General features: G+C 52.0%; 20 protein-coding genes. 16 read left to right on the forward strand and 4 right to left on the reverse strand.

Going from position 1 to position 23,985, the window contains the following annotated elements:
- Positions 1–124 precede the first annotated feature (124 nt).
- Entirely contained in the window at positions 125–3,355 is a 3,231-nt protein-coding gene (gene icmF, locus BM200_RS24010; RefSeq protein ID WP_091189175.1) for a fused isobutyryl-CoA mutase/GTPase IcmF, read from the forward strand.
- Between the two features lie 88 nt (positions 3,356–3,443).
- Here icmF and BM200_RS24015 read toward each other — a convergent pair whose 3' ends face one another.
- Both BM200_RS24015 and BM200_RS24020 read right to left on the reverse strand, forming a co-directional pair.
- Entirely contained in the window at positions 3,444–3,728 is a 285-nt protein-coding gene (locus BM200_RS24015) for a YxcD family protein (protein WP_091189176.1), read from the reverse strand.
- Positions 3,728–4,153 carry a hypothetical protein gene (locus BM200_RS24020; RefSeq protein WP_091189177.1) on the reverse strand — a complete coding sequence of 142 codons (426 nt, stop codon included), beginning with the start codon at positions 4,151–4,153 and terminating at the stop codon, positions 3,728–3,730. The genes BM200_RS24015 and BM200_RS24020 overlap by 1 nt, the downstream gene beginning before the upstream one ends.
- 138 nt (positions 4,154–4,291) lie before the next feature.
- On the opposite strand from BM200_RS24020, the gene BM200_RS24025 reads away from it, so the two are divergent.
- Positions 4,292–4,825 (forward strand): DUF309 domain-containing protein, encoded by a 534-nt coding sequence (locus tag BM200_RS24025; RefSeq protein WP_175532993.1) that lies wholly within the window; start codon positions 4,292–4,294, stop codon positions 4,823–4,825.
- A 28-nt stretch (positions 4,826–4,853) separates the two neighbouring features.
- On the opposite strand, the gene BM200_RS24030 is transcribed toward BM200_RS24025, so the two are convergent.
- On the reverse strand, positions 4,854–5,423 hold the full coding sequence (locus BM200_RS24030) for a beta-class carbonic anhydrase (protein WP_091189179.1): 570 nt from the start codon (positions 5,421–5,423) through the stop codon (positions 4,854–4,856).
- Positions 5,424–5,532: 109 nt separating this feature from the next.
- Entirely contained in the window at positions 5,533–5,853 is a 321-nt protein-coding gene (locus BM200_RS24035) for an iron-sulfur cluster biosynthesis family protein (protein ID WP_091189180.1), read from the reverse strand.
- 133 nt (positions 5,854–5,986) lie between these two features.
- Here BM200_RS24035 and BM200_RS24040 point away from each other — a divergent pair, with 133 nt between their 5' ends.
- The 14 genes from BM200_RS24040 (at position 5,987) to BM200_RS24105 (ending at position 23,912) form a co-directional block, all read left to right on the forward strand.
- Positions 5,987–7,498 (forward strand): carboxypeptidase M32, encoded by a 1,512-nt coding sequence (locus tag BM200_RS24040; protein ID WP_091189181.1) that lies wholly within the window; start codon positions 5,987–5,989, stop codon positions 7,496–7,498.
- A gap of 197 nt (positions 7,499–7,695) precedes the next feature.
- The gene (locus BM200_RS24045; RefSeq protein WP_091189182.1) at positions 7,696–8,706 is read left to right on the forward strand and encodes an ABC transporter substrate-binding protein; all 1,011 of its coding nucleotides are present in this window, start codon (positions 7,696–7,698) and stop codon (positions 8,704–8,706) included.
- 13 nt (positions 8,707–8,719) lie between these two features.
- Positions 8,720–9,514: an ABC transporter ATP-binding protein gene (locus tag BM200_RS24050; RefSeq protein WP_091189183.1), complete on the forward strand. Its 795-nt coding sequence runs from the start codon at positions 8,720–8,722 to the stop codon at positions 9,512–9,514.
- Entirely contained in the window at positions 9,507–10,367 is an 861-nt protein-coding gene (locus tag BM200_RS24055; protein ID WP_091189184.1) for an ABC transporter permease, read from the forward strand. Before BM200_RS24050 ends, BM200_RS24055 begins: the two co-directional genes overlap by 8 nt.
- Positions 10,368–10,405: 38 nt before the next feature.
- Positions 10,406–11,374, forward strand: coding sequence for an aromatic acid exporter family protein (locus BM200_RS24060; protein ID WP_091189185.1), 969 nt, complete (start codon positions 10,406–10,408; stop codon positions 11,372–11,374).
- A gap of 107 nt (positions 11,375–11,481) precedes the next feature.
- A complete protein-coding gene (locus BM200_RS24065) occupies positions 11,482–12,039 on the forward strand; it encodes an outer spore coat protein CotE (protein WP_091189186.1) in 558 nt (185 codons plus the stop codon).
- Between the two features lie 150 nt (positions 12,040–12,189).
- The gene (locus tag BM200_RS24070; RefSeq protein WP_091189187.1) at positions 12,190–13,395 is read left to right on the forward strand and encodes a putative amidoligase domain-containing protein; all 1,206 of its coding nucleotides are present in this window, start codon (positions 12,190–12,192) and stop codon (positions 13,393–13,395) included.
- A gap of 375 nt (positions 13,396–13,770) precedes the next feature.
- Entirely contained in the window at positions 13,771–16,458 is a 2,688-nt protein-coding gene (mutS, locus tag BM200_RS24075) for a DNA mismatch repair protein MutS (protein WP_091189188.1), read from the forward strand.
- A gap of 33 nt (positions 16,459–16,491) precedes the next feature.
- Positions 16,492–18,522 carry a DNA mismatch repair endonuclease MutL gene (gene mutL / locus BM200_RS24080; RefSeq protein WP_091189189.1) on the forward strand — a complete coding sequence of 677 codons (2,031 nt, stop codon included), beginning with the start codon at positions 16,492–16,494 and terminating at the stop codon, positions 18,520–18,522.
- Positions 18,519–19,310, forward strand: a complete 792-nt coding sequence (locus tag BM200_RS24085) for a class I SAM-dependent methyltransferase (RefSeq protein WP_091189190.1) — start codon at positions 18,519–18,521, stop codon at positions 19,308–19,310. Before mutL ends, BM200_RS24085 begins: the two co-directional genes overlap by 4 nt.
- Positions 19,291–20,298 (forward strand): tRNA (adenosine(37)-N6)-dimethylallyltransferase MiaA, encoded by a 1,008-nt coding sequence (gene miaA / locus BM200_RS24090; RefSeq protein WP_091189191.1) that lies wholly within the window; start codon positions 19,291–19,293, stop codon positions 20,296–20,298. Before BM200_RS24085 ends, miaA begins: the two co-directional genes overlap by 20 nt.
- On the forward strand, positions 20,295–20,537 hold the full coding sequence (hfq, locus tag BM200_RS24095; RefSeq protein WP_015844208.1) for an RNA chaperone Hfq: 243 nt from the start codon (positions 20,295–20,297) through the stop codon (positions 20,535–20,537). The genes miaA and hfq overlap by 4 nt, the downstream gene beginning before the upstream one ends.
- A gap of 154 nt (positions 20,538–20,691) precedes the next feature.
- A complete protein-coding gene (locus tag BM200_RS24100) occupies positions 20,692–23,277 on the forward strand; it encodes a PBP1A family penicillin-binding protein (protein WP_091189192.1) in 2,586 nt (861 codons plus the stop codon).
- 17 nt (positions 23,278–23,294) lie between these two features.
- Positions 23,295–23,912 carry a peptidylprolyl isomerase gene (locus BM200_RS24105; protein ID WP_091189193.1) on the forward strand — a complete coding sequence of 206 codons (618 nt, stop codon included), beginning with the start codon at positions 23,295–23,297 and terminating at the stop codon, positions 23,910–23,912.
- Positions 23,913–23,985: the final 73 nt, after the last annotated feature.

Below are 23,985 nucleotides of genomic sequence, written 5' to 3' on the forward strand. Positions count from 1 at the left end.
CCAGGAATGGGAGATGCCCTTTTCTCATGTGCAACTCGTCATCACTTGCCCGGAAACGAATATGGTATTAATAGGATGGATGGAGCCGAAGCGGTAAATTCTGATTGGAAGGGCGGGAAGCAGCATGGAAATACCCGTTTATCGCCCGAAAAACCATGTGAGATTTATTACAGCCGCCGCTTTATTTGACGGGCATGATGCATCGATCAATATTATGAGGCGGATCCTTCAAGCTTCCGGAGTCGAGGTGATTCACCTTGGCCATAACCGGTCGGTCCAGGAAGTAACCAGCGCAGCTATTCAAGAGGATGTGCAGGGAATAGCCATCAGCTCCTACCAAGGCGGCCATATCGAATATCTTACCTACATGTTCGATATGCTGAAGCAGGCCGGAGCGGAGCATATCAAAATCTTTGCAGGCGGAGGCGGAGTCATTATCCCCTCCGAGATTGCTGCCTTGCACCGTTACGGCATTGCCAAGGTCTTCTCCCCTGAGGACGGACGCAAGATGGGGCTGCAGGGAATGATCAATCACATGATCGAGGCTTGTGATCATCCCACACCTCGGCAGGTTGAGGTGGACCTCAAGCTGCTGAGGCAGCGGAATTGGGCAGCGATTGGCCGATTGATATCGGCTTCGGAAGACCAGGCGGCCTCCTCCTTTGTAGATGATTGCACGGCTGAAGCACTTCAGCAGCTCCGGGAACAAATTCCCGGCGTGCCGGTGCTGGGCATTACCGGAACGGGAGGCGCGGGCAAAAGCTCGCTGACCGACGAGCTGGTACGACGGTATCTGGATCATTATCCGAACCGTTCGATTGCTGTTATCTCGGTTGACCCGACCAAGATGAAGTCAGGCGGAGCTTTGCTTGGCGACAGGATCCGAATGAATGCCATCCATGATCCAAGAGCTTACATGCGCAGCATGGCAACGAGGAAGTCGAAATCAGAGATTAGTGAAGCTACAAGCGATGCCATTGCAATTGTAAAGCATGCGGGGTATGACTTTGTCATTGTCGAGACCAGCGGAATTGGCCAGGGGGATGCGGCAATTGCTCCGCTCTGCGATGTAGCCATGTACGTGATGACAAGCGAGTATGGAGCAGCCAGTCAGCTTGAGAAAATCGATATGATTGATTATGCGGACATCATCGTCGTTAACAAATTCGAGCGCCAGGGGTCAGAGGATGCGCTTAGGGATGTCCGCAGGCAGTATAGAAGAAGCAGGCGTCTGCATACCTTGGCTAATGAGGAGCTTCCCGTGTTCGGGACGATGGCCAGTCAATTTAATGACCCCGGAGTGACGATGCTTTTTCACTATGTGATGAAGATGGTAGAAAAGAAAATCGGCGGGAGCTGGCCGGTTCGGCAGGTGGAGTTGAGCTCAAGAGCAACCATAAGAAACAGGATAATCCCGCAGGATAGAACCGGATATTTGCGCGAAATTGTTCAGACGGTCCGTCAATATAAGAAGGTTATTGAGGAGCAAGTTGCTGTTGTTCGGACCATTGCCCAGCTTAAAGGAACCCGGCAGCTGATTTATGCCAATCAAGAACGGCTCCTGACGAGAGAGGAAACGTTAAGCTTCTCAGAAAAGCTGGATGTTATGATTACGGAGTGGGAAGAGCAGCTGCATCCGAATTGCCGGAAGCAGCTGGCAGAGTGGCCGGCTACCCGCCAATCGTACCGGCCGATCGTTCTGGAATCGCTTTCGGGCAGTGCGGTGCCCAGAGTCAGTCTTCCGAAATTTCATGAGCCAGGAGAGCTGCTCCGCTGGCTGCTGAAGGAGAATTTGCCGGGATATTTCCCGTACACGGCCGGTGTGTTTGCGTTCAAGCGCACCGACGAGGATCCTAAGCGTCAGTTTGCCGGAGAAGGTACGCCGGAGCGGACGAACCGCCGGTTCCATTATTTATGCCGGAACGATGAAGCGAAGCGGCTGTCTACCGCCTTTGACAGCGTTACGCTCTATGGGCAGGATCCAAGCGACCGTCCTGATATATACGGAAGAATCGGCAATAGCGGCGTTAATGTCTGCACGCTGGAAGATATGAAGAGATTGTACGCAGATTTTGATCTCTGTCATCCGTCCGTCAGCGTGTCCATGACCATCAACGGGCCTGCGCCAATCCTTCTGGCCATGTTTATGAATACGGCGATCGATCAGCAGGTGGATAAATTCACAGTGGAACAAGGCAGGCAGCCCGATGAAATAGAATACCGGACGATTAAAGCATCAGCGCTGCGATCCGTTAGGGGGACTGTGCAGGCAGACATTCTGAAGGAAGATCAAGGACAGAATACGTGCATCTTCAGTACGGAGTTTTCGCTCAAAATGATGGGAGATATCCAGCAATATTTTATCGATCACAGGGTACGCCATTATTATTCAGTCAGCATAAGCGGCTATCATATTGCGGAAGCAGGGGCTAATCCGGTTACGCAGCTGGCTTTCACGCTAGCGAACGGCTTTACGTATGTCGAGTATTACTTGGCAAGAGGCATGCATATTGATGATTTTGCTCCTAATTTGTCTTTCTTTTTCAGCAATGGCCTTGATCCCGAATACAGCGTGATGGGACGTGTGGGGCGCCGCATATGGGCGACCGTCATGAAATACAAGTATGGAGCTAATGAACGGAGCCAGAAGCTGAAATATCATATCCAGACATCGGGGCGCTCGCTCCATGCGCAGGAAATGGATTTCAATGATATCCGGACAACGCTGCAGGCGTTAATGGCGACTTATGATAATTGCAATTCCTTGCATACGAATGCTTATGACGAGGCAGTGACAACGCCTACGGAAAACTCCGTGCGCCGGGCGATGGCGATTCAGCTCATTATTAACCGGGAGTTCGGGCTTGCGAAGAACGAGAATCCGCTGCAAGGTTCCTTTATCGTAGAGGAGCTGACGGATCTGATGGAGGAGGCTGTCCTGCAGGAATTCCAGCGGATCCATGAACGCGGCGGTGTACTTGGGGCCATGGAAACGCAGTATCAGCGGGGTAAAATTCAGGAGGAATCGTTATTTTACGAACAGAAGAAGCATGCGGGCGAGCTGCCGATCATCGGTGTGAATACGTTTCTGAACCCTGATCCTGTAGAAATCCATTCGGATATGGAGCTGGCCCGTTCCACTGAAGAGGAGAAGCAGGCACAAATCCGGCAGCTGCAGGCTTTCCAGATGAAGCATCAAGAGGAATGCGCGGAAGCTCTGGAGGAGCTTAAGCAGGCAGCCGTATCCGGCGGCAATCTATTTGAGGCTTTGATGGAGGTTGTGAAATACGCGTCTATCGGACAGATCACGAACACCTTATTCGAGATTGGAGGGCAATATAGAAGGAATATGTGAGACAACGAGAATTGGGACCAAAACCTTATCTATTTTAAACTGAAAAAAGCCTCTAACCCGTATGGATTGGAGGCTTTCTCATAGAAAGCTAGTCTTCGATATCCGCCCACATTTCTTCTTCGTTAACATCAAGCTTGATGTTGGTGCGGAAGACACGGCGGCTGTACTGCCGGTACATATATTGCTCGATCGCCTCGAGCAGATTGGATTCGATAATATATTGGCTCCGACCTTTAACCCATACTTCTGCGGTGAAGCCGTACTCTTCATCCCAGGCCAGCTGCACCTCCACGTCCGAAGGTTGCACGCCTCTTCGATCTGCCATATGCAGACAAACGGCATTAATAATTTCGTCCGTGTAGATTCTTGTCATTAATAGGGTCTCCGTGTATCGGGATTATTTTTCTTCTTAAACATTCGGAACAGTGAGACAACGATTCTTACAAGAACAAAGATCGCAATCAGGTTAATAAGGAGGCCAAAGAATTGACCCATGCCGCCCATGCCCCCGAGCAGACCGCCAAACAACATACCTGCAAGACCGCCGACGAGCATACCTTTCATAAAGCTGCCGCCGCTGAAAAAGCCTTTGTTTGTTGTTGCGCCTGTTTTAGGTGTTGTTGCACCTGTTTTTGTTCCGGTTGTTGATTCCTGAACATTGGCTTGTTTCTTAGGCGTTTGCGTGAAGCTTTGTTTTGGCGATTTGAATCCGCCGCCGCGTTTTGCCGCATCTGCTTGACCAAGACCAAATGTCAGGAACAAAGCAAATGCCATGATGACCATTAACCCTTTTTTCATTGTGTACTTCTCCTCCTGCTTCGATGTGTAGCGCTTTCGTTGCTATGATACACATTTACGGCTAATATAAACGGAGGTTTCAAAATATTTTTGTACACAATGTTCCAAATCATATATATGCGAAAGGGGAGAAGCCATATGAGTTATCCATCCGCTTATGTTTCTTACTTGGCCGAGTTTAACGGGACACGGGATTTTTTCGAATGCCATGAGCTGCTGGAGGAGTACTGGAAGGAACACCTGGGGGATTCGCGGGCGGCCATATGGGTCGGACTTATTCAATTGGCGGTTGGCCAATACCATGAACGGAGAGGCAATCTGAAAGGCGCAGTCAAAATGTATGAGAAAGCGCTGGATAAGCTGGACCAGCAATCCCTTGAGGAATTAGGGCTGGATGGCGGCCGCGCAATAGCTGAGCTTAGAAGCAGGTATGAACGACTCCATGCAGGTAGGGCACTGCCTTTTCAAGATATAACATTAATCGTAACCGATCCCGAATTGAAGCAGCGCTGTCTACAGTTATGCGATTCTTTAAATGCAGAGTGGGGCAGTACCAGCGCTATGAACGAGGAAAATCTGATTCACCGGCATAAATTACGAGACCGCAGCGATGTATTGGCCGAAAGAGCGGCAGCTATTGAAGCGAAAAAAAAGAACCGGACCGTGGAGTAGCCACTGGTTCGGTTCTTTTTCGTATGTTCTATTTCAGATGCTGGTAACCATCAACGATGAGATCCAATGCGCCTGTATCCGGGTGAATCGCCATGCCGTGAACCGGAGTGTTCGGCGGCAGAAGCGGGTGGTTGCGCACAATGTTAACACTCTTCTCGACGCTTTCGCGCAGGTTGTCGAAGCCTGTCAGCCAGCGGTTCAGGTCAACGCCGGAATTGCGGAGGGTGTCAATCGTCTGCTCGGCAATACCTCGTTCCAGCATATGACCAACCACGGTATTCGGATCGATGCCCGTCATGCCGCATCCATGATGCGCAATGATGAAGACTTCATCGGCTTTCAGCTCATAGAGCGCCACAAGGACACTGCGCATAATGTTGCCGAATGGCTGCGTAATAATCGCTCCGGCGTTTTTGATGATTTTGGCATCGCCGTTCTTCAGGTTCAGGGCCTTAGGCAAAAGCTCGACAAGCCGGGTATCCATGCAAGTGACAACAACGATCTTGCGGTTAGGGAATTTATCGGTCAGATACTGCTCATATTCTTTGTTCTCAACAAACGCTTTGTTGTGGTTCAAGATTTTTTCCAGATTGTTCATTTAAATAACCTCCTAAAATGAATGATCACCCTAATGGCCGTCAGGCCATCGTGATGATTCATGCTTCGTAAGCATCAGCTAAAATGAATGATCGCCCTGAATGCTAATATTAGTTCTTCAGAAAACGCAGGTTAAGTGTATAAATTTGATTGTCGCTCTTGAGGCTGTAGGTTCCACGGGCGGTATCATAATCGATCCGGAGCTCCGGTTCGAAAAACACTTCATGACGAGGCTCAAACCAGAAAGGGAATGGATCGCCCTGAGCGAGCTTGTCATCCGGGCCGCCTTGCTCAATGAGCTCGAGAGCAGGTATGCCGCTAACGACACAGCCGCAGCCTTCGGTGTCATACAACAGCTTCAGTTGCCTGCCGTCATCCTCTATGTAAGGGGTTAAAGCCTTAACAGCGGCAGGAGTAAAAGTAATGCGCATCGCAGGTTCCTCTCTTTCTCTTTACTCTACTAATGTCGAAAAGGTTAAAGTTGATTATACGATTAGTAATCGTTAAGATCAAGTTAAGCTCTGCTGAAAATGAGCAAACGAAATAGGGAAGGTGGATGGAACAATGACGGTACATAAGGAAACGACAGCAAAGTTTTTGGAGACAATCCGTAAGGTGAAAAGCTATGAGGAAGCGTTAGGCGTTCTGTACTGGGATCTTCGGACCGGCGCACCGCGCAAAGGCATGGATACCCGTTCGGAAGCGATTGGCGCGTTATCGGGCGATATGTTCAAGCTGTCGACCTCGCCGGAGCTTGGCGAATACTTGAATGAGCTGGAACAGCCTGCTGCCCAGGAGCAATTATCCGATATTGAACGGAAGCTCGTCAGCGAAACACGCAAAGACTATGACCGGAGCGTCAAAATTCCACCAAAGCTCTATCAGGAATATGTTGTGCTCGCATCACAATCGGAATCCAAGTGGGAGGAAGCTAAAGCAAACAATGATTACGCAGGCTTTCAACCTTACCTCGAGAAGGTCATTAACTATACGCAGCAATTCATTGATCTGTGGGGGCCAAAAGCAACCCGATATGATACCTTGCTTGACCAGTATGAACCGGGCATGACAACCGCTGAGCTGGACCGCGTATTTGGCGGCCTGCGCGAACAGTTGGTTCCTCTTGCATCTGCGATTGCAGCATCCCCGCATCAGCCGGATACTTCATTCCTGGGGCAAAAATACGATAAGCAGGCGCAAAAAGCGTTCAGCTTGTTCATTCTAAATCAGATGGGCTACAACTTTGAAGCAGGGCGGCTTGACGAGAGTACGCATCCGTTCGCAACAGGGCTGAATCCTGGCGATGTCCGTATTACAACCCGCTATCTGGAAAACGATGTGACAAGCGCCTTGTTTGGCACGATTCATGAGGGCGGACATGCCTTGTACGAGCAAAATATTATGCCGGAGCTGATCGGTACTACGCTTTGCACAGGCACTTCGATGGGCATCCACGAATCGCAGTCGCGTTTCTGGGAAAACGTGATCGGCCGCAGCAAGCCGTTCTGGGAGCAATATTTCGGCAAGCTGCAGGAGAACTTCCCCGGACAGCTGGATGTATCCGTGGATCAGTTCTATCGCGGCATTAATGTGGTGGAGCCGTCCCTGATCCGGATCGAAGCGGATGAGCTAACCTACAACCTGCACATTATTATTCGTTATGAGATCGAGAAAATGATCTTTAATGAAGGAGCAAAAGCGGCGGATCTGCCGGCAATCTGGAATGACAAGTATAAGGAGTACCTGGGGATCGTTCCTCCTTCGAATGCCGAAGGCGTACTTCAGGATGTTCACTGGTCCGGCGGTGCGTTTGGTTACTTCCCGTCGTACTCACTTGGCAACATGTACGCAGCTCAAATGGCGGACACAATGGAGCGGGAGCTGGACGGCTTCTGGAACCTGGTTGGCCGCGGAGAGCTGCTTCCGATTAAGGAATGGCTGACCGAGCGGATTTACAAGTACGGCAAGCTGAAGTCGCCGTCGGAGCTGATTCAAAGCGTAACCGGCAAGCCGCTGGATCCTCAGCATCTGGTTAACTATTTGGAACGCAAATATAAAGATATTTATAAGCTGTAATTTCAAAGCTGCCGAAAAGGCGCCGCAGGAGAATTTTCCTGCGGCGCTTTTTTTTGTGCCTGTTATTTGCAGCCTTTCTCTTATTTCCTGCTATTCGCCCTATTAGGGATGAGCATCGTTCGGGATTCACCGCGTAAATTGTTCCTGCATAGGCTATTGTACTTACTTTAATTGAGTGTTAAACGGGAGGACTGGAAATGAAGAGAAAGCTATGGCTGTCGCTGCTCCTCATTGTGGCGCTGATGACAACGGCCGCAATGGCCGGCTGCGGCAAAGGAAGCTCGGAGAAAACAAAGCTGACCATCGGCGAAGTAACAAGGTCCGTTTTTTATGCTCCGGAATATGTGGCTCTGGCGAAAGGCTTTTTCGCTGATGAAGGGCTGGACGTCACATTGACAACGACGGCTGGCGGGGACAAAACGATGACTGCCCTGCTGTCCAACACGATTGACGTCGCGCTTGTTGGTTCGGAAACGTCGATCTACGTGTATCAGCAAGGCTCGGATGATCCGGTTATTAACTTTGCTCAAGTGACGCAAACCGACGGTACGTTCCTTGTGGCACGGAATGACGCGAACTTTGATTGGAACAATCTGAAGGGCTCTACCTTCCTCGGACAAAGAAAAGGCGGAATGCCGCAAATGGCGGGCGAATTCACGCTGAAGAAGCATGATATCAACCCGCACGAGGATCTGGAGCTGATTCAGAACGTTGATTTTGCCAATATCGCTCCGGCTTTCGCATCTGGTACTGGCGACTATGTACAGCTCTTTGAACCAACAGCCTCCGTTTTCGAGAAACAAGGCACTGGCAAGGTTGTCGCTTCTTTTGGCGTAGAGAGCGGACATCTGCCTTATACCGTCTTTATGGCGAAGCAAAGCTATATCAAGAAAAATACAGCCACTATCCAATCGTTCACAGATGCCATTCAGCGCGCGCAACTCTGGGTGCAGGAAAATGACGCCGCAGCAATTGCGGAAGTTGTAGCTCCTTATTTCGATAACGTGGATAAAGACATCCTCATCAGCTCGATTGACCGTTACAAACAACAAGGCTCCTATGCAACGGATCCGATTATTGATGAAGGCGAATGGAACAATCTGCTTGACGTAATGACTTCGGCAGGCGAGCTGCAGGAACGTACGGAGCATAGCGCTATAGTAGATAACAGCTTTGCTGAAAAAGCGATTGAAGATGTGAAAAAATAAGGGGGACTGCCTGATGGCTGGCGAAGATAATCGGCTGGAGCTAAAGGATGTTTCCCATGTTTATGTGAACGAAAAGGGTGCTTCCTTAGCCGTCGAGAAGTTGAATTTGACGGTTCGGCGCGGTGAGTTCGTCAGCCTCGTCGGTCCGAGCGGCTGCGGCAAAACAACCATTCTCAGCATGCTCGCTGGTTTATTTCCTCCAAGCGGAGGACAGGTGCTTCTGGCAGGAGCGCCTGTCCTTGGTCCGTCCAGACTGGTTGGCTATATGCTGCAGCAGGATTTTTTGTTCCCGTGGCGGACGATAAGGGATAACGCGGCAATTGGACTGGAAATTACCGGAGGGAAGACGGCAGCGGCGCTGAAGGAAGTGGACCGTCTGCTTACGGAGCTGGGGCTGCCGGGTTCAGGCAGCAAGTATCCGCATGAGTTATCGGGAGGCATGAGGCAGCGCGTTGCCCTGGCACGCATGCTGGCGACAAATCCGGAAGTGATGCTGCTGGATGAGCCTTTTTCCGCGCTGGATCTGCATATTAAGCTTCAACTGGAGGATCTGGTGGATGAAACGCTGAAGCGGCTTGGCAAAACGGCCGTGCTCGTGACACATGACCTTGCCGAAGCGGTTGCTATGAGTGACCGGGTTATTGTGCTTGCCGCCAATCCGGGCAGAATTGTGAAGGAACTGGTCGTACCGGATGCGATCCGGCAGGCTACACCAATGGAGGCGCGCAAACTGCCGGGATTCCAGGACGTATTTGATCAGCTGTGGGCAGAGCTAAACCGGGCAGAAGGAGGCGGCGGGCATGCCTGAGAAGTTCAACAACAAGGTTTCGTTATCCGGTGTACAAGAAGACCGGGAGAGCGGACTGAAGGAGCTTCATTTACAATACAAGTCAAAAGCAAGGCGGATCACGGCAGCAGTCGGGACAACGCAGATCACCATTTTACTGCTGTTCCTTGCCCTGTGGGAAGCGGCAGGGAGACAGCGCTGGATTGACCCGCTGCTGTTCAGCTACCCGACGAAAATTATCAATCAGCTGTGGAATTCGATGGCTGACGGCTCGATCTGGCCGCATATCGGAATGACCGTATCCGAGACGATTATCGGGTTCATTCTTGGCACGTTGGTCGGCACAGGCATTGCGGCGCTATTATGGTGGTTCCCTTTTTTATCAAGGGTGCTCGATCCTTACCTGGTTGTACTAAACAGCTTGCCGAAGGTGGCGCTTGGTCCGCTCTTTATCGTCAGTCTTGGACCAGGTTTCAATTCGATTGTGGCGGTAACCTTATCCATAACGGTTATTATCACAACGATTAACATATACAACCGGTTCAGAGAGATCGAAGCCGGCTACATCAAGGTCGTCCGGCTTTTCGGAGCGAGCAGGGCACAGCTGTTCCGGCTTGTTATCCTGCCCGCATCCTTCCCGGTCATTATCTCGGCTCTGAAAGTTAACGTCGGCCTTGCCTGGATCGGAGTTATCGTCGGCGAGTTTCTGGTGGCGAAGCTGGGTTTAGGCTATCTCATGATCTACGGATTCCAGGTGTTTAATTTCACCCTTGTCCTGTCCACGTTGATCGTCATTGCTGTCGTCGCAACGATGATGTACCAGCTTGTGGCGATATTGGAAAGAAAGTTGACGTCAGGCTGGCGCGAGCGTTAGGATAATCGTATGAATCTATCCGAACGTGAGGGAAATAAGTGGGCATTCGCATTATCAAAACAGCATTAGCAGCCATTATCGCCATTTATACGGCCGTATATTTGAAGTTGGAACCACCTCTTGGTGCGGGTATTCTTGCTATTCTCGGTGTAGAAGTCAGCCGGATGAAAGGGCTGAAGAGCGCTGTCCAGCGTTTCGTTGCTTCTTCACTGGGACTTTTTTTTGCCTCTTTGGTATTTACAATCTTTGGCTTTCACATCTGGGTCGTGGCGTTATTTATATTAATGACCTTTCCGGTGCTGGCACGGTTTCAACTCAAGGACGGGATTGTCACAAGCGCGGTTATCGTGTTCCAGCTGTTCGCCCACGGGGAAGTCACGGTTGATGTCTTGGGAAATGAAGTGCTTATTATGGTTGTTGGCCTCGGCTGGGCAACGATTATCAACTTCATCTACATGCCGAAGGATCAGCATTTGCTCGAGTCGCTGAAAGCGTCCGTAGAGCGGTTATTTGGCGTGATTTTTACCGAGATGGCCTTGACTCTGCGGGATCCGTCCCATATCTGGAACGGCAGCGAGCTGCTCGAGGTGCACCGGATCATAGATGAAGGTGCCCGGCGGGCGGTGTTGAACAAGGAGAACCGGTTATTTGGGCAGGAGCCTTACTGGTCCACCTATTTCGAGATGAGGCATCTCCAGCTTGAATCGGTGCAGGCTATGCTGGAGGAGTTAGCTCTCGTCTACGAGAAGCTGCCGCAGAATGAACCGCTGGCGGAGATATTGGAGCTGTTGTCCGAGGAAGTGAAATCCGAGGTTTACCGCGGCATTACGGAGAAACGCTTGTCCGATTTGAAGCAATTGTACAGGACGATGGAGCTTCCGCGTACTCGGGATGAATTCGAGCTGCGTGCCGCTATTTTGAAGATGAGGATGGAGCTTGAAAGATATTTGGAGATTGCGAAGCGATTGAAGAAAAGAAATGTCATGTTAGACAAAGCGGAGCCATAAAATAAAGAGGGATAAAATTCGTGGCGGCGCGGGAAAAGATTCAGTCACCCTAGACGAATGACCTGCATACACTTTAATTGAATGATTGTATGGAGGAGGTTAAATCGATGACATTTGCAGATAAACAGCTACAAGGTAGAGAGATTATAACGAAAGCTGTCTGCGGGAAAGGTCGTAAGTTTTCCACTGTCTCTCATACCGTAACACCGCCTCATCATCCGACCAGCATCTTGGGTGCATGGATAATCAACCACCAATATGAAGCGGTTCGATCGGGCGACGGCATTGAGGTAATAGGTACTTACGATATCAATATTTGGTATTCGTACAGCAAAAACTCGCAAACAGACGTAGCAAAAGAATCCGTACATTATGTTGAGCATGTTCCTCTTTCTTATCTGGATCCGAAGCATCGGTCTTCTACGGAAGAAGTTTCTGCCGATTGCATTCAGGAACCAAACTGCATTGAGGCAAACATCTCAACAAGCGGTTCTGGCGTTGTTGTTCGCGTTGAACGCGAGTTTTCGGTTGAGATGGTCGCCGAGACGAAAGTATGGGTAGCCTGCTTCCCGGGCGGCTACGATGACGGCAAAGAGCTTGAATTCGGTCTCGGCGACGGGGACTACGAGGATTTGGATCCGGAATTACTGGACGACGAACTGTAAGCCGGAAGCTCCTATCCGCTTCTGTACTGTAAGATATGCCGCGCGAGCGGTAAATTCGAGGGCGAAAGCCCTCTTTTTTTTGAATTCATTTAATTTAGGCATTCGCCTCTCGATTGTGAACGCAGCAAAAAAATAGAAGAAGGTGGCGGTATGGCTGGCAATCGGCTGAACCGGCTAGGCAGGGAAGAGCAGGCAGGAGAAGTACTCACAGAGCAGGAAATGCAGGCAAGATGGCTTCGCGCCGGTCTATACCGCGGACTGCAGGAGGATGAACGGTTATACCGGGTAAGCATAGCCGATCTCGCGTTATTGGAGCTGAAACGGATTAATCGAGACGGCAGAAACGTTGCGGAGCCGATTGCAGCAGCAGCAGGGCAAGCGGTGGAATGGCCGGAGGATCCCGTCCTTCGCAGGGTGATCCGGCGGGCGATAGCCGGGCTGTACGCCGTTAACCTCGATGCGGGAGAAGCGGATGTTGCCCTTGGCACTGACGGCCGGGTATCCATGAGAGCGGCGCGGAGGCGGAGAAGGGACTCGCCGCAGATGGAGGAGCTTCAGGAGCTGAATAAGGATGCCAGGCTGCTTGTTGGGGCGGATCCGGAGTTTGTGCTGATTCGGCCGGACGGCAAAGTCGCGCCGGCCTCCCGGTATTTGGGGGAAGGCGTCGGCGGAGCTGCGGGCAGCGACGCTATGCTGATCGGGCGGCGACTGGTGTATCCCGTCGCCGAGCTAAGGCCTGAGCCGGCCGCCGATCCGGCCGGGCTTACGGCCAATATCCGGCGGCTTCTGCTTCGCGCCGCCGGGTTAGTCCGCGACCCGAGCCTTCGCTGGGCCGCGGGTGCCATGCCCGTGCCGGGGCTCGCGCTCGGCGGGCATATCCATCTCAGCGGCGTACGGCTGACGCCGCGCCTCCTGAGACTGCTCGACAGCTACGCCGCGTTCCCGCTGGCGCTTGTCGAGGATCCCGCCGGCCGCGGGCGGCGCCCCCGCTACGGCGTCCTGGGCGATTACCGCCTGCAGCCGCATGGCGGTTTCGAATACCGGACGCTGCCGAGCTGGCTCGTGTCGCCGGCAGCGGCCAAAGCCGCCTTCGCGCTCGCGATTCTCTGCGCGCGCGAGGCGGATAAGCTGCATGACATACCGGCTCTTGACGAGCGGTATGTCGCAGCCTATTACGCCGGCGACCGCGCGGAGCTCGCCGGCTGCCTGGACCGCGTCGCCTTTGCGATGCAGGCGACGGCAAGCTATGCCGCGCTGGCGCCTTACATCGAGCCTTTGCTCGATGCGGCGCGGCGCGGCGTTACCTGGGATGAGCGGGCTGACATCCGCATCAAATGGCGCATCCCGCGCTCCTAGCTTTCTGCCGTTTACGCCTGCCCCTATTATTCATCTAGGGGTGCGTCCTGGCCGGAGTTCAGAAGCTTCTTCTGCAGGTCAGCGGTAACCCGCTGAAGCCGACTATTTCATAAATCCGCTGCGTCGCCATATCCCTGTCGTTCTGTTTAGTCCAATATGATTTAGCGGAGCTGCAAGAGCTGCCGTCCCCTTATCCTTCTGAAGCGGCTTCCACCCTCGAATTCGAATCTAGATTACCGGTCAGAACGGGCTTTTTCCCGTGCTCTTCTGACCGATCCCCGACCGTGCAGGTTGGCGCGCCGCAATCGGCTTGGTATAATAGCAGAATGATGTTTTTTGTGATCAAATAACGCTATGTACCTGGGAGGGGCAACAGTGGCTGGCTATACCCCGATGATTCTACAATATCTCGCAATTAAGGAACAAGCGAAAGACGCGTTCCTATTTTTTCGTCTCGGCGATTTTTACGAGATGTTTTTTGACGATGCCATCAACGCATCGCGTGAGCTTGAAATTACATTAACGGGCAGAGAGGGCGGCGTATCGGAGAAAATTCCGATGTGCGGCGTTCCTTATCATTCTGCGGAAAATTATATTGCAAGACTTGTTGAAAAAGGCTTCAAGGTAGCGGTTTGCGAGCAAGTCGAGGATCCATCGGCGGCTAAAGGCGTTGTGCGACGTGAGATCGTCCGCGTTATTACACCGGGCACGGTGATGGAAGCGAAGTCGCTGGAGGGAAAATCCAACAATTTTATCGTTTCGGTCGGATCGATATCGACGGCGGCTATCGGCATGGCGGCCTGTGATTTATCGACGGGTGAACTGTATGTCACCTCGCTTGTGTTCAATCTCGATACGCTGATTGATGAGATTAACGTCTATCAGCCGGCGGAGATTGTTGGCGATGAGTCGCTGCTAACGCAGCTGCGGGAACAAGCCGTATGGAACCGTCCCGTTCTGTTGACAGCCCGCGAACCGATGGCGGAGGACAAGCTCCGGCAGCAGTTTGAAGCGGCTCAGTTAGAAGAGCTGAACGATGCACGTTATCGTGCGGTCAGCCTCTTGACGGGTTACCTCGAGGAGACGCAAAAGCGCTCGCTTGGCCATGTACGCACCATCCGTACATATGAACCGAATCAATATATGATTCTGGATCACTATACGCGCCGTAATCTCGAACTGACCGAGACCGTAAGGGACCGCAGCAAGAAAGGCTCGCTTCTATGGCTGCTCGACCGGACCCAAACGTCAATGGGAGCAAGGCTTCTGCGCCGCTGGATCGATAAGCCGCTGCTTAACCGGTCGAAGATTGAAGAGCGGTATGAGGCTGTTGATGCGCTATATCGTAATTTGATCGCACGCGACGATATCCGCGCGGAATTGAATCATATTTATGACCTGGAACGGCTGGTCGGCCGGGTGGCCTTTGGCAGCGCCAACGGCAGAGACATGAATGCACTCAAAAGCTCGATCCGCCGCACGCCGCAGCTTGTCGAGCTTGCGCGTCAGGCTGGTTCCGAACGTCTTCGGCTGCTCGTCGACGGCCTTGACGACTGCTCTGATCTGGCGGAAATGATCGAGACGGTTATTGTGGACGAGCCGCCTGTGTCCATCCGGGAAGGCGGTTTAATCCGTGCCGGCTATGATGACTATTTGGATCAGCTGCGCGAGGCAAGCACGAACGGCAAGAAATGGCTTGCCGAGCTGGAGCGGCAGGAGCGGGAAGCGACAGGGATCAAGACGATCAAGATCGGCTTCAACAAAGTATTCGGCTATTACCTCGAAGTGTCCAAGGGCAGCCTGTCGCTGCTGCCGGAAGGCCGTTATGAGCGGAAGCAGACGCTGGCGAACGCCGAACGGTTTGTTACTCAGGAGCTGAAGGAGAAGGAACGGCTTATTCTTGAGGCCGAGGACAAAATGGTTGATCTGGAGTATGCGCGCTTCCTTGAGCTCCGTGATCATCTTGCCCTGCAGCTGCATCGATTGCAGCGTCTTGCCGAAGTAGTTTCGGAACTTGACGTCTATCAGTCGCTTGCGACTGTCAGCGCGGAGAGAAGATTTGTCCGTCCGGTTATTACCGATCAATACAACCTGGTCATTGAGGAAGGCCGTCATCCGGTCGTTGAGGCGGTGATGGAGGGAGTTCCGTTTATCTCCAATGCAACCTCTCTCCGCCGCGAGGAGCAGTCGATGCTGCTCATTACCGGTCCGAATATGGCGGGGAAAAGCACCTATATGCGTCAGGTGGCGCTGATCTGCATCATGGCGCAGATTGGCTGCTTCGTACCGGCGAAGGCTGCGGAAATACCGATGATCGACCGAATCTTTACCCGGATTGGCGCTGCCGATGATCTGATTGGCGGCCAAAGTACGTTTATGGTCGAGATGAAGGATATTCAGATCATGACAGAAAAGGCGACGGCAAGCAGTCTTGTAATCATTGACGAGCTTGGACGCGGAACGTCAACAAGTGAAGGGATGGCGATTGCGCAAGCGGTTATTGAATTTGTGCATCACCATATCGGCTGCAAAGCGCTTGTCTCGACGCATTTCCACGAGCTGTCCCATTTGGAAACCACTTTGCCGAAGCTTGCGAATGCGTGCATGGCCGTTTCGGAAAGCGGCGATCATGTCACCTTCCTGCGTAAACTGATCCCTGGAGCGGCAAGCACAAGCTACGGGATTTATTGCGCAAGGCTGGCAGGCTTGCCGGATTCCATTATTGACCGCTCCTATGTACTGCTGGAGCATCTGGAAGCCGATGCTTCGGAGAAGCAGGGTTCTGTTCATGACATTCCTGCCGTTCATGCCCCAGCACCATCCTATATTCCGGTTCCGGAACCGGAGCTGGTGTTTAAGGAAACGGCCGCGGCCGTTCAGCTCTCGATCTTTGATGAGCCTGGAGCGCCGGCCATAGCTCAGCCGCAGGAGCAGGGACGCCGCAAAGCGTCTCCTAAGGCGGAGCAGCTGGCGGAGCAGCTTAGGAAGCTGGATTTGTTTAATATGACGCCGATGCAGGCGATGCAATGGCTGAATGAGATGAAGCAAAAAATAAATGACTAGTTCTTAGAATGGTTAAGGGAAGGAGGGGTTCGCATGGGGAAAATTCAGGTGCTGGATGAGCAGCTGGCTAACCAGATAGCGGCAGGCGAGGTTGTCGAAAGGCCGGCTTCCGTCATTAAGGAGCTTGTTGAGAATGCTATTGATGCCGGCAGCTCGGTTATTGACATTACGGTCGAAGAAGGCGGTTTGTCGTTTATCCGGGTGACCGATAACGGCTCCGGCATCGAGCCTGCGGATATGGAAACGGCATTCCAGCGGCATGCGACGAGTAAAATTTCATCAAGTAGCGATCTGTTCAAGATCGCAAGCCTTGGCTTCCGCGGCGAGGCACTGCCGAGTATCGCGGCAGTGTCGCGGCTGGAATGCGTGTCGTCGATGGACTCCACGGGCCTCGCCCAGCGCCTTATTATCGAAGGCGGGACCGTGACAGCCAATGAACCGGTGAATGCCCCTCAAGGCACCGATATGTCGGTGCGGGATTTATTTTATAATACGCCGGCAAGGCTTAAATACATGAAAGCCATCCAGACGGAGCTTGGCCATATTACGGATTATGTATACCGGATCGCTTTAGCGCATCCGGGTATTGCAATCACGCTGAAGCATAACGGATCGGTCCTGCTTCGCACGCTTGGGACGGGAGACCGGCTTCAAGTTATTGCGGCCGTGTATGGAACGAATACAGCGAAGGCGATGCTGAAGGTGGAAGGCGAGACATCGGATTACGATTTGCGCGGTTATATCTCGAAGCCGGAGCTGACGCGGGCGAACCGCAACGGCATGACGGTAGTCGTGAATGGCCGTTATATCCGCAGCCATGCGGTTAATCAGGCCATTCTGCAGGCTTACCACACGCTGCTGCCAATCAACCGATTCCCGATTGTTGTGCTGGAGATCGGCATGCATCCGAGCTTGCTTGACGTGAACGTCCATCCGTCCAAGATGGAGGTCCGGTTCAGTAAGGAAAACGAGCTGCGAACGTTAGTGGAGGAAGCTGTGAAGGAAGCTCTCGGGCAGGTCCGGCATATTCCCGGACCGGCAGAAAAACGCGAGAAGCCGTTATTTGTCCAGGATGCGATTTCCTTCCATCGGCCAGATCCGCAGACTATGCCTTGGGGACAGGAACGAAGCTCTTCGGCGGGCAATAGCGATGCGGGTGCAACGAGCGGCAGCGCCTCCTATTCATCAGGAAGCAGCTTTACCGCAAATCGTCCGGCAGGAACTTCGAATTCAGGTGCTTCCTACAACTCGGCTTTCCCGCAGCCTCCAAAGCGTGATTTTGTGCCTAAGGATGCGACGGAGCGTCTTTACAAGCCTGCTGAGCAGCGCGAGATATCCGTTCGAGAGACGGCAGCGCCTTGGGAACAGGCAGCTCCTGCCCTTCAGCAGACGGACGACATGCCGCAGCAGCCGCAGTTTACAGAACAGCCTGCAAGTCAGCCAGGGCAGCCCGAGCGGACGCAGGAAGGAACGCCGGCATTTCCGGAGCTTTATTGGATCGGACAGCTTCACGGCACCTATATCGTGGCGCAAGCGGAAGAAGGGTTATACTTAATCGACCAGCATGCTGCTCACGAACGGATTAACTACGAGTACTATTACCAGAAATTCGGCAACCCGCAGGCGGCCAGCCAGCAGCTTCTCGTTCCGCTGACGTTGGAGTTTACTTCCGGGGAATCGGAGCAGCTCCGCGGCATGCTTGAATTGTTCCGGGAAGCAGGCGTTGAGCTGGAATCTTTCGGACCGCAGACTTTTCTTGTGCGGGCTTATCCGGAATGGTTCCCGCAAGGCGAGGAGCAGTCGATTATCGAGGAGATGGCTGAACTGCTGCTTAGCGAGCGCAAGTCCATCAATATCGCCAAGCTGAGAGAAAAAGCAGCGATCATGTGCTCCTGCAAAGCTTCAATTAAAGCCAATGACCGGAAGACAAGGGAAGAGGGCGAAGTACTGCTTGCCCGTCTTGCAGCGTGTAATCAGCCTTATACCTGTCCGCATGGTCGTCCGATCGTCGTTCATATTTCGACTTATCAGCTTGAAAAAATGTTTAAACGGGTGATGTCATGATCGTAACAACCGCGGACAAGCCGTCGCAGCGGGCGCTGGCTACTGCGAAACGGCTTGCGGGAGAACTTTCTGCCCCTTATGTGGCACGAGGCAAGCAGTCGCTTCGTCAACTGGGGGAGAGGATGGAGCCAATCCGGATGGTCGTCGTTACCGAGAAGGAAGTCCGATATTATGACGGGCAGACGGAGTCTCCTTTATATTTTCATCCAAGCATGGCGTTTGTAAGGGTGAAAAGGCTTCGCCGCGGAGAAAGCGATCCGCTGGTGGATCTGACGGGCTGCGAGACTGGCGATAGGGTAATTGACTGTACAGCAGGACTAGCTTCTGATTCGCTCGTATTCTCGTATGCGGCAGGGGAGGCGGGCGCTGTAACGGCGATTGAAAGCGAACCGATCCTGTGCGCCGTCGTCCGCGAAGGATTAGCAGGCTATCAATCCGGCTTGCCGGATGTGGACGCGGCGATGCGGCGTATCCAGATGAAAAACGTTAATCATGCGGACTATCTGGCGGGACTGCCCGACAAGAGCGTCGATATCGTTTACTTCGATCCGATGTTCCGCCAGCCCATTCATGAGTCCAATGCTTTGGAACCGCTGCGCAACCTTGCAAATGACAGCGCGCTGACTGTGGAAGCTGTACAAGATGCGGTCAGAGTCGCGCGCAAAACGGTCGTTATGAAGGAGCACCGCGAAAGCGGGGAGTTTGAAAGACTTGGATTCGAACGGCGGCATGTGAATACGTCGAAAATAGCTTATGGAGTGATCGAGGTTGCAGGAAGCAGCAAATAAGGAACGCAAGCAGCGGCTGCTTGTTCTGGTAGGACCGACGGCTGTGGGGAAGACTCAGCTCAGCCTCGATCTTGCCAAGGCATGGAATGCCGAGATTATTTCCGGCGATTCCATGCAGGTGTACAGGGAGATGAATATTGGTACGGCCAAGCTGCCGCTTGCCGAGCGGCAAGGTATTATTCATCATCTGATTGATATTTGCGAGCCGGAGGAGTCCTATTCGGTTGCAGATTTTCAACAGCAATGCGGAAATGCCATAACGGATATTTCGGCAAGGGGCAAGCTTCCTTTTATAGTAGGGGGGACGGGGCTCTATATCGAATCCGTTTGCTATGGCTTTGAATTTGACGATAACGGCGCAGATCCCGCATTCCGGGAGGAGCAGCAGCGGTACGCGGAAGAGAACGGGGCTGAGGCGCTCCATGCGAGGCTTGCGCTTGTGGACCCGGGCTCCGCACAGCGGCTGCATCCGAATGACCAGCGCCGCATTATCCGCGCGCTTGAGATTCACCATCTTTCCGGCGAGACAATGACAGCCCAGCTGGAGAGACAGAAAAAAGAATCGCCGTACGAATTGTGTATATTGGGCCTTACTATGGACAGGGAAGTGCTCTATTCGCGTATCGAGCAGCGGATTGATCAGATGCTGGAGGAAGGTCTGGTTGAGGAAGTGAGAAGGCTGCTGGACCGCGGCGTGGCACCCGACGGTGTAGCCATGCAAGGGCTCGGCTACAAGGAAATTGTCATGTATCTGCGCGGTGATTGTACGCTGGAAGCGGCTGTAGAGCTGCTCAAACGGGATACAAGGCGCTTCGCGAAGCGACAGCTTTCCTGGTTCCGCCGAATGAAGGATATCGAGTGGATCGACATGGGGGAAAATTTTCACAACAATTTACGGCGGATTCATGGTATAATAGCAGGAAAGTTTCAAGTCAATCTTGAATATACTTCTAATCAATCTTTTTTAGACGGGGGTAACGTCCAATGAACAAATCGATCAATATTCAAGATACTTTCTTGAACCAACTGCGTAAAGACAACATTCCGGTTACGGTTTTCTTAATGAATGGCTTTCAGATCAGAGGCGTTATTAAAGCGTTCGATAACTTTACGATTATTATTGACAGTGAAGGTCGCCAGCAAATGGTGTACAAGCATGCGATCTCGACGTTTACTCCACAACGCAACGTATCTTTGATGCAAGACAACAGTGCTTCGGAAGCATAGAACGTAACGGTATTTGTGAAACCTTCTACTCACAGATAACGTTTAACTTGATAGCGGAAGGCAAGAACAACCCGCTCCAGCAGGGTTGTTCTTTTCATTCCGGGGTATATTGTAGGATATACAAACAGATATTGGAATTACAGGAGGGAGCCCTATGGCTGAACAACCAAGACGAAGCAAACAAAAGGAGCAGAAACGCGGGACGGCAAAGAAAAAGAAAAGAATGACGCCGCGCAAATGGTTTTTTGCTTTGTTTTTTACCGCCGTGTTTGCGGTCGTCTGCGGAATCATCGGATATTTGTTTATTACCTTGAATGGCGAACGAATCTTAACGGAACAGGCAGATAAGCTTGTACTCGGCGAAGCGTCGATTATATATGATGTGAACGGCAAAGAGGTTACAAAGCTGTACGACGCGAGCGCGAACAGGGAAAATGCCGAGTTTGACGAAATGCCGAAGCTCCTGCTGGATGCTTTCGTAGCGACGGAGGACCAGAGGTTCTACGAGCATTCCGGCATTGACTTCTTCTCCATCGGACGTGCAGTGGTGAAGGACGTTATCGCCAGAAGCAAAGTAGAAGGCGCAAGCACCATCACCCAGCAGCTGGCGAAAAATATATTTTTGACGGCTGATAAAACCTTTTTCCGTAAAGCGACTGAAGCATCAATTGCGGTCGCGCTTGAGAACAAATATTCCAAGCAGGAAATTTTGACGTTGTACCTGAATCGGATTCCTTTCGGTAAAGGGATTTACGGAATTAAAGGCGCGGCGGATTATTATTTCGATAAGGATCTTAAGGATTTGAAATTATGGCAGATTGCAACACTTGCTGGAATGCCTAAAGCACCCAACCGTTATAATCCGATTAATGATCCGGAATCCTCTATGGCACGAAGGGCAGTTATCTTGAAGCTGATGTATGACCAAAAATTGATTACACAGCAGGAGATGGAGGAAGCGAAAGCTGTTGTTTACGAACCGCCTGCTAATCTGGAAGAAAAGAAAAGCGATCCGTATAAAGCTTATATCGATTACGTTATCGAAGAAGCCGTTAAAGTCATACCGAATATGACGGAGGAAGAGCTGCGGATTGGCGGTTACCGGATTTATACGTCTCTTAACCCTACAGCACAACAAGCAGTGGAGAAAGAGTTTGCGGATGACGATAACTTCGAAAAGAGTACGGATGATCAGAAGGCACAAGGGGCTATGATCATTATGGATCACCGTGACGGTACGATTCAGGCGATGGCCGGCGGTCGTGATTACGTCCGTAAAGGCTTGAACCGCGTAGAAGTGAAACGTCAGCCGGGTTCGGCCTTTAAGCCGATCGTTTCTTACGGTCCGGCGCTGGAAACCGGGGACTACTATCCTTGGACGGTCATTAATCAGGAGCAGCAAAAATGCTTCGGCGACTATTGCCCAAGGGATCCTCATGGCGCGGGGGCTGTATCGATGCAGCAGGCGATCAAGGAATCCCGTAACCTGGCAGCCGTTTGGATGCTCAACGAAGTTGGAATCAACAACGGTATTGCTTTTGCAAAGAAGCTTGGCATTGAACTGGCACCTGAGGACCGTAACCTTGCGATTGCGCTTGGCGGTTTGACGAACGGGGTAACACCGCTGCAGATGGCAGAAGCATACAGTGTATTTGCCAACGGCGGCAAATCGGTTGACCCGCATACGATTACGAAGATCGAGAATACATCGAACAAGAAGGTATTTACTTATCGTGCACCGCAGGCGAAGCAGCTGATGAAGCCGGAAACAGCCTGGTACATGACACAAATGATGCAGACCGTTCTGGAGAGCGGCGGTACGGGTACAGGCGCCCGGATCGACCGGCCTGTAGCAGGTAAGACCGGTACATCCCAGCATGGTATCCCCGGCTTTAACTCGAGCGCGAACAGGGATGCCTGGTTCGTCGGCTATTCGCCGGAATGGACCGCTGCCGTCTGGATGGGCTATGATATTACGGATAAGCAGCATGTCATTAAAAAAAGCAGCTCGCAGGCAGCTGCGATGTTCGGCAAGGTTATGAAGCAAGCGATGAAGAACGTCAAGAAATCCTCCTTCCAGCAGCCAAGCGGTATTAAGCAGGAAGTGAAAGAGCAGACGGCGGTTACCAACTTTAACGCGGTGTTCCTGGCGGATCAGGCGAAGGTTCAGTTATCCTGGACTGCTCCGGAGGACAGTAAAGGCGTGACCTACCGTGTTTACCGCAAGGACTCATCGGAATCGGAATTCTCGGTATTTGTAGATGCGATTACGACTTCGGTAGACGATATGAGCGTATTCCCGGGCATGACTTATCAATACTACGTTGTGGCCTATAATGCGGAAGAGGATAAAGAAAGCAAGGCTTCCGAGTCCATTACGATTGAAGTGCCGGAGACGGAAGTGGATATTCCGGAGCAGCCGATGGAGCCGGATACACCGGATGACGGTGAATTGCCGGAAATCCCGAATGACGGAACAAATGGCGAAGTGACGCCTACGCCGCCGGTTGATCCAAATCAGCCGGTTGAGACGGAGACGCCGCCAGGTGACGGTGGTACGGATTCTCCTGGGCCGGGCAACGACAACGGAAACAACGGGAATGGCAACGGTAGCGTGGATCCTGGCCAAGGTGCCGACGGACCGGTCGAATCGACCGATCCGGGTACGGGAGACGGAACGGTAACGGGCAAAGGAACTACCGATAAAAACGATGCCGGAAGTGCGGGCGGCAAAGCGTAAGGAGCTGGACGTTAGAAATGGGCAAGCTCAAGAAGTTAAGCTGGAGCACGATCATCATGATTGCAGCAGTGGCTGTATTATTATCCGGCTGCGGCTCATCCGGCGATTCTTCCAAGCAAAAGTGGGATAAGATGCCGGAGATGTCGATTGATTTGAATAAGCAGTATTCCGCGAAATTTGCGACCAATAAAGGCGATTTCACCATTAAGCTTTATGCGGCGGAATCGCCGGTTACGGTCAACAATTTTGTGTTTCTTGCACGTAACGGTTATTATGACGGTCTTACGTTTAACAGCATTATTGAATCGTTTATGATTCAAGGCGGTGACCCGAAAGGCAACGGCACAGGCAATCCCGGATATTCGATTCCGGATGAATTTGATACGAGCATCAAGTTCGAGCCCGGCGTCGTGGCGATGATGAACAGCGGAAAGCCGAATTCGGGAGGCAGTCAGTTCTTTATTTGTACAGGCCCTGACTCCGTGAATTTGAATCAGACTCCTACTTATTCGATTTTCGGCAAAGTAGACACGGGGATGGATACCGTCCTGGCCATTGCCAAGACACCGGTGAATGAGAAGCATGTACCCAAGGACAAGGTCATCATAGATTCAGTTACCATATTTGAAACCTAATAAAACCGAGCAACGGGATGGAGCGGCTTGTCCGCTTTGTCCCGTTGTTTATTTTGCTGCAAAAAAGGCTCCT

Source organism: Paenibacillus catalpae (genome assembly GCF_900112695.1).
GTDB lineage: Bacteria > Bacillota > Bacilli > Paenibacillales > Paenibacillaceae > Pristimantibacillus > Pristimantibacillus catalpae.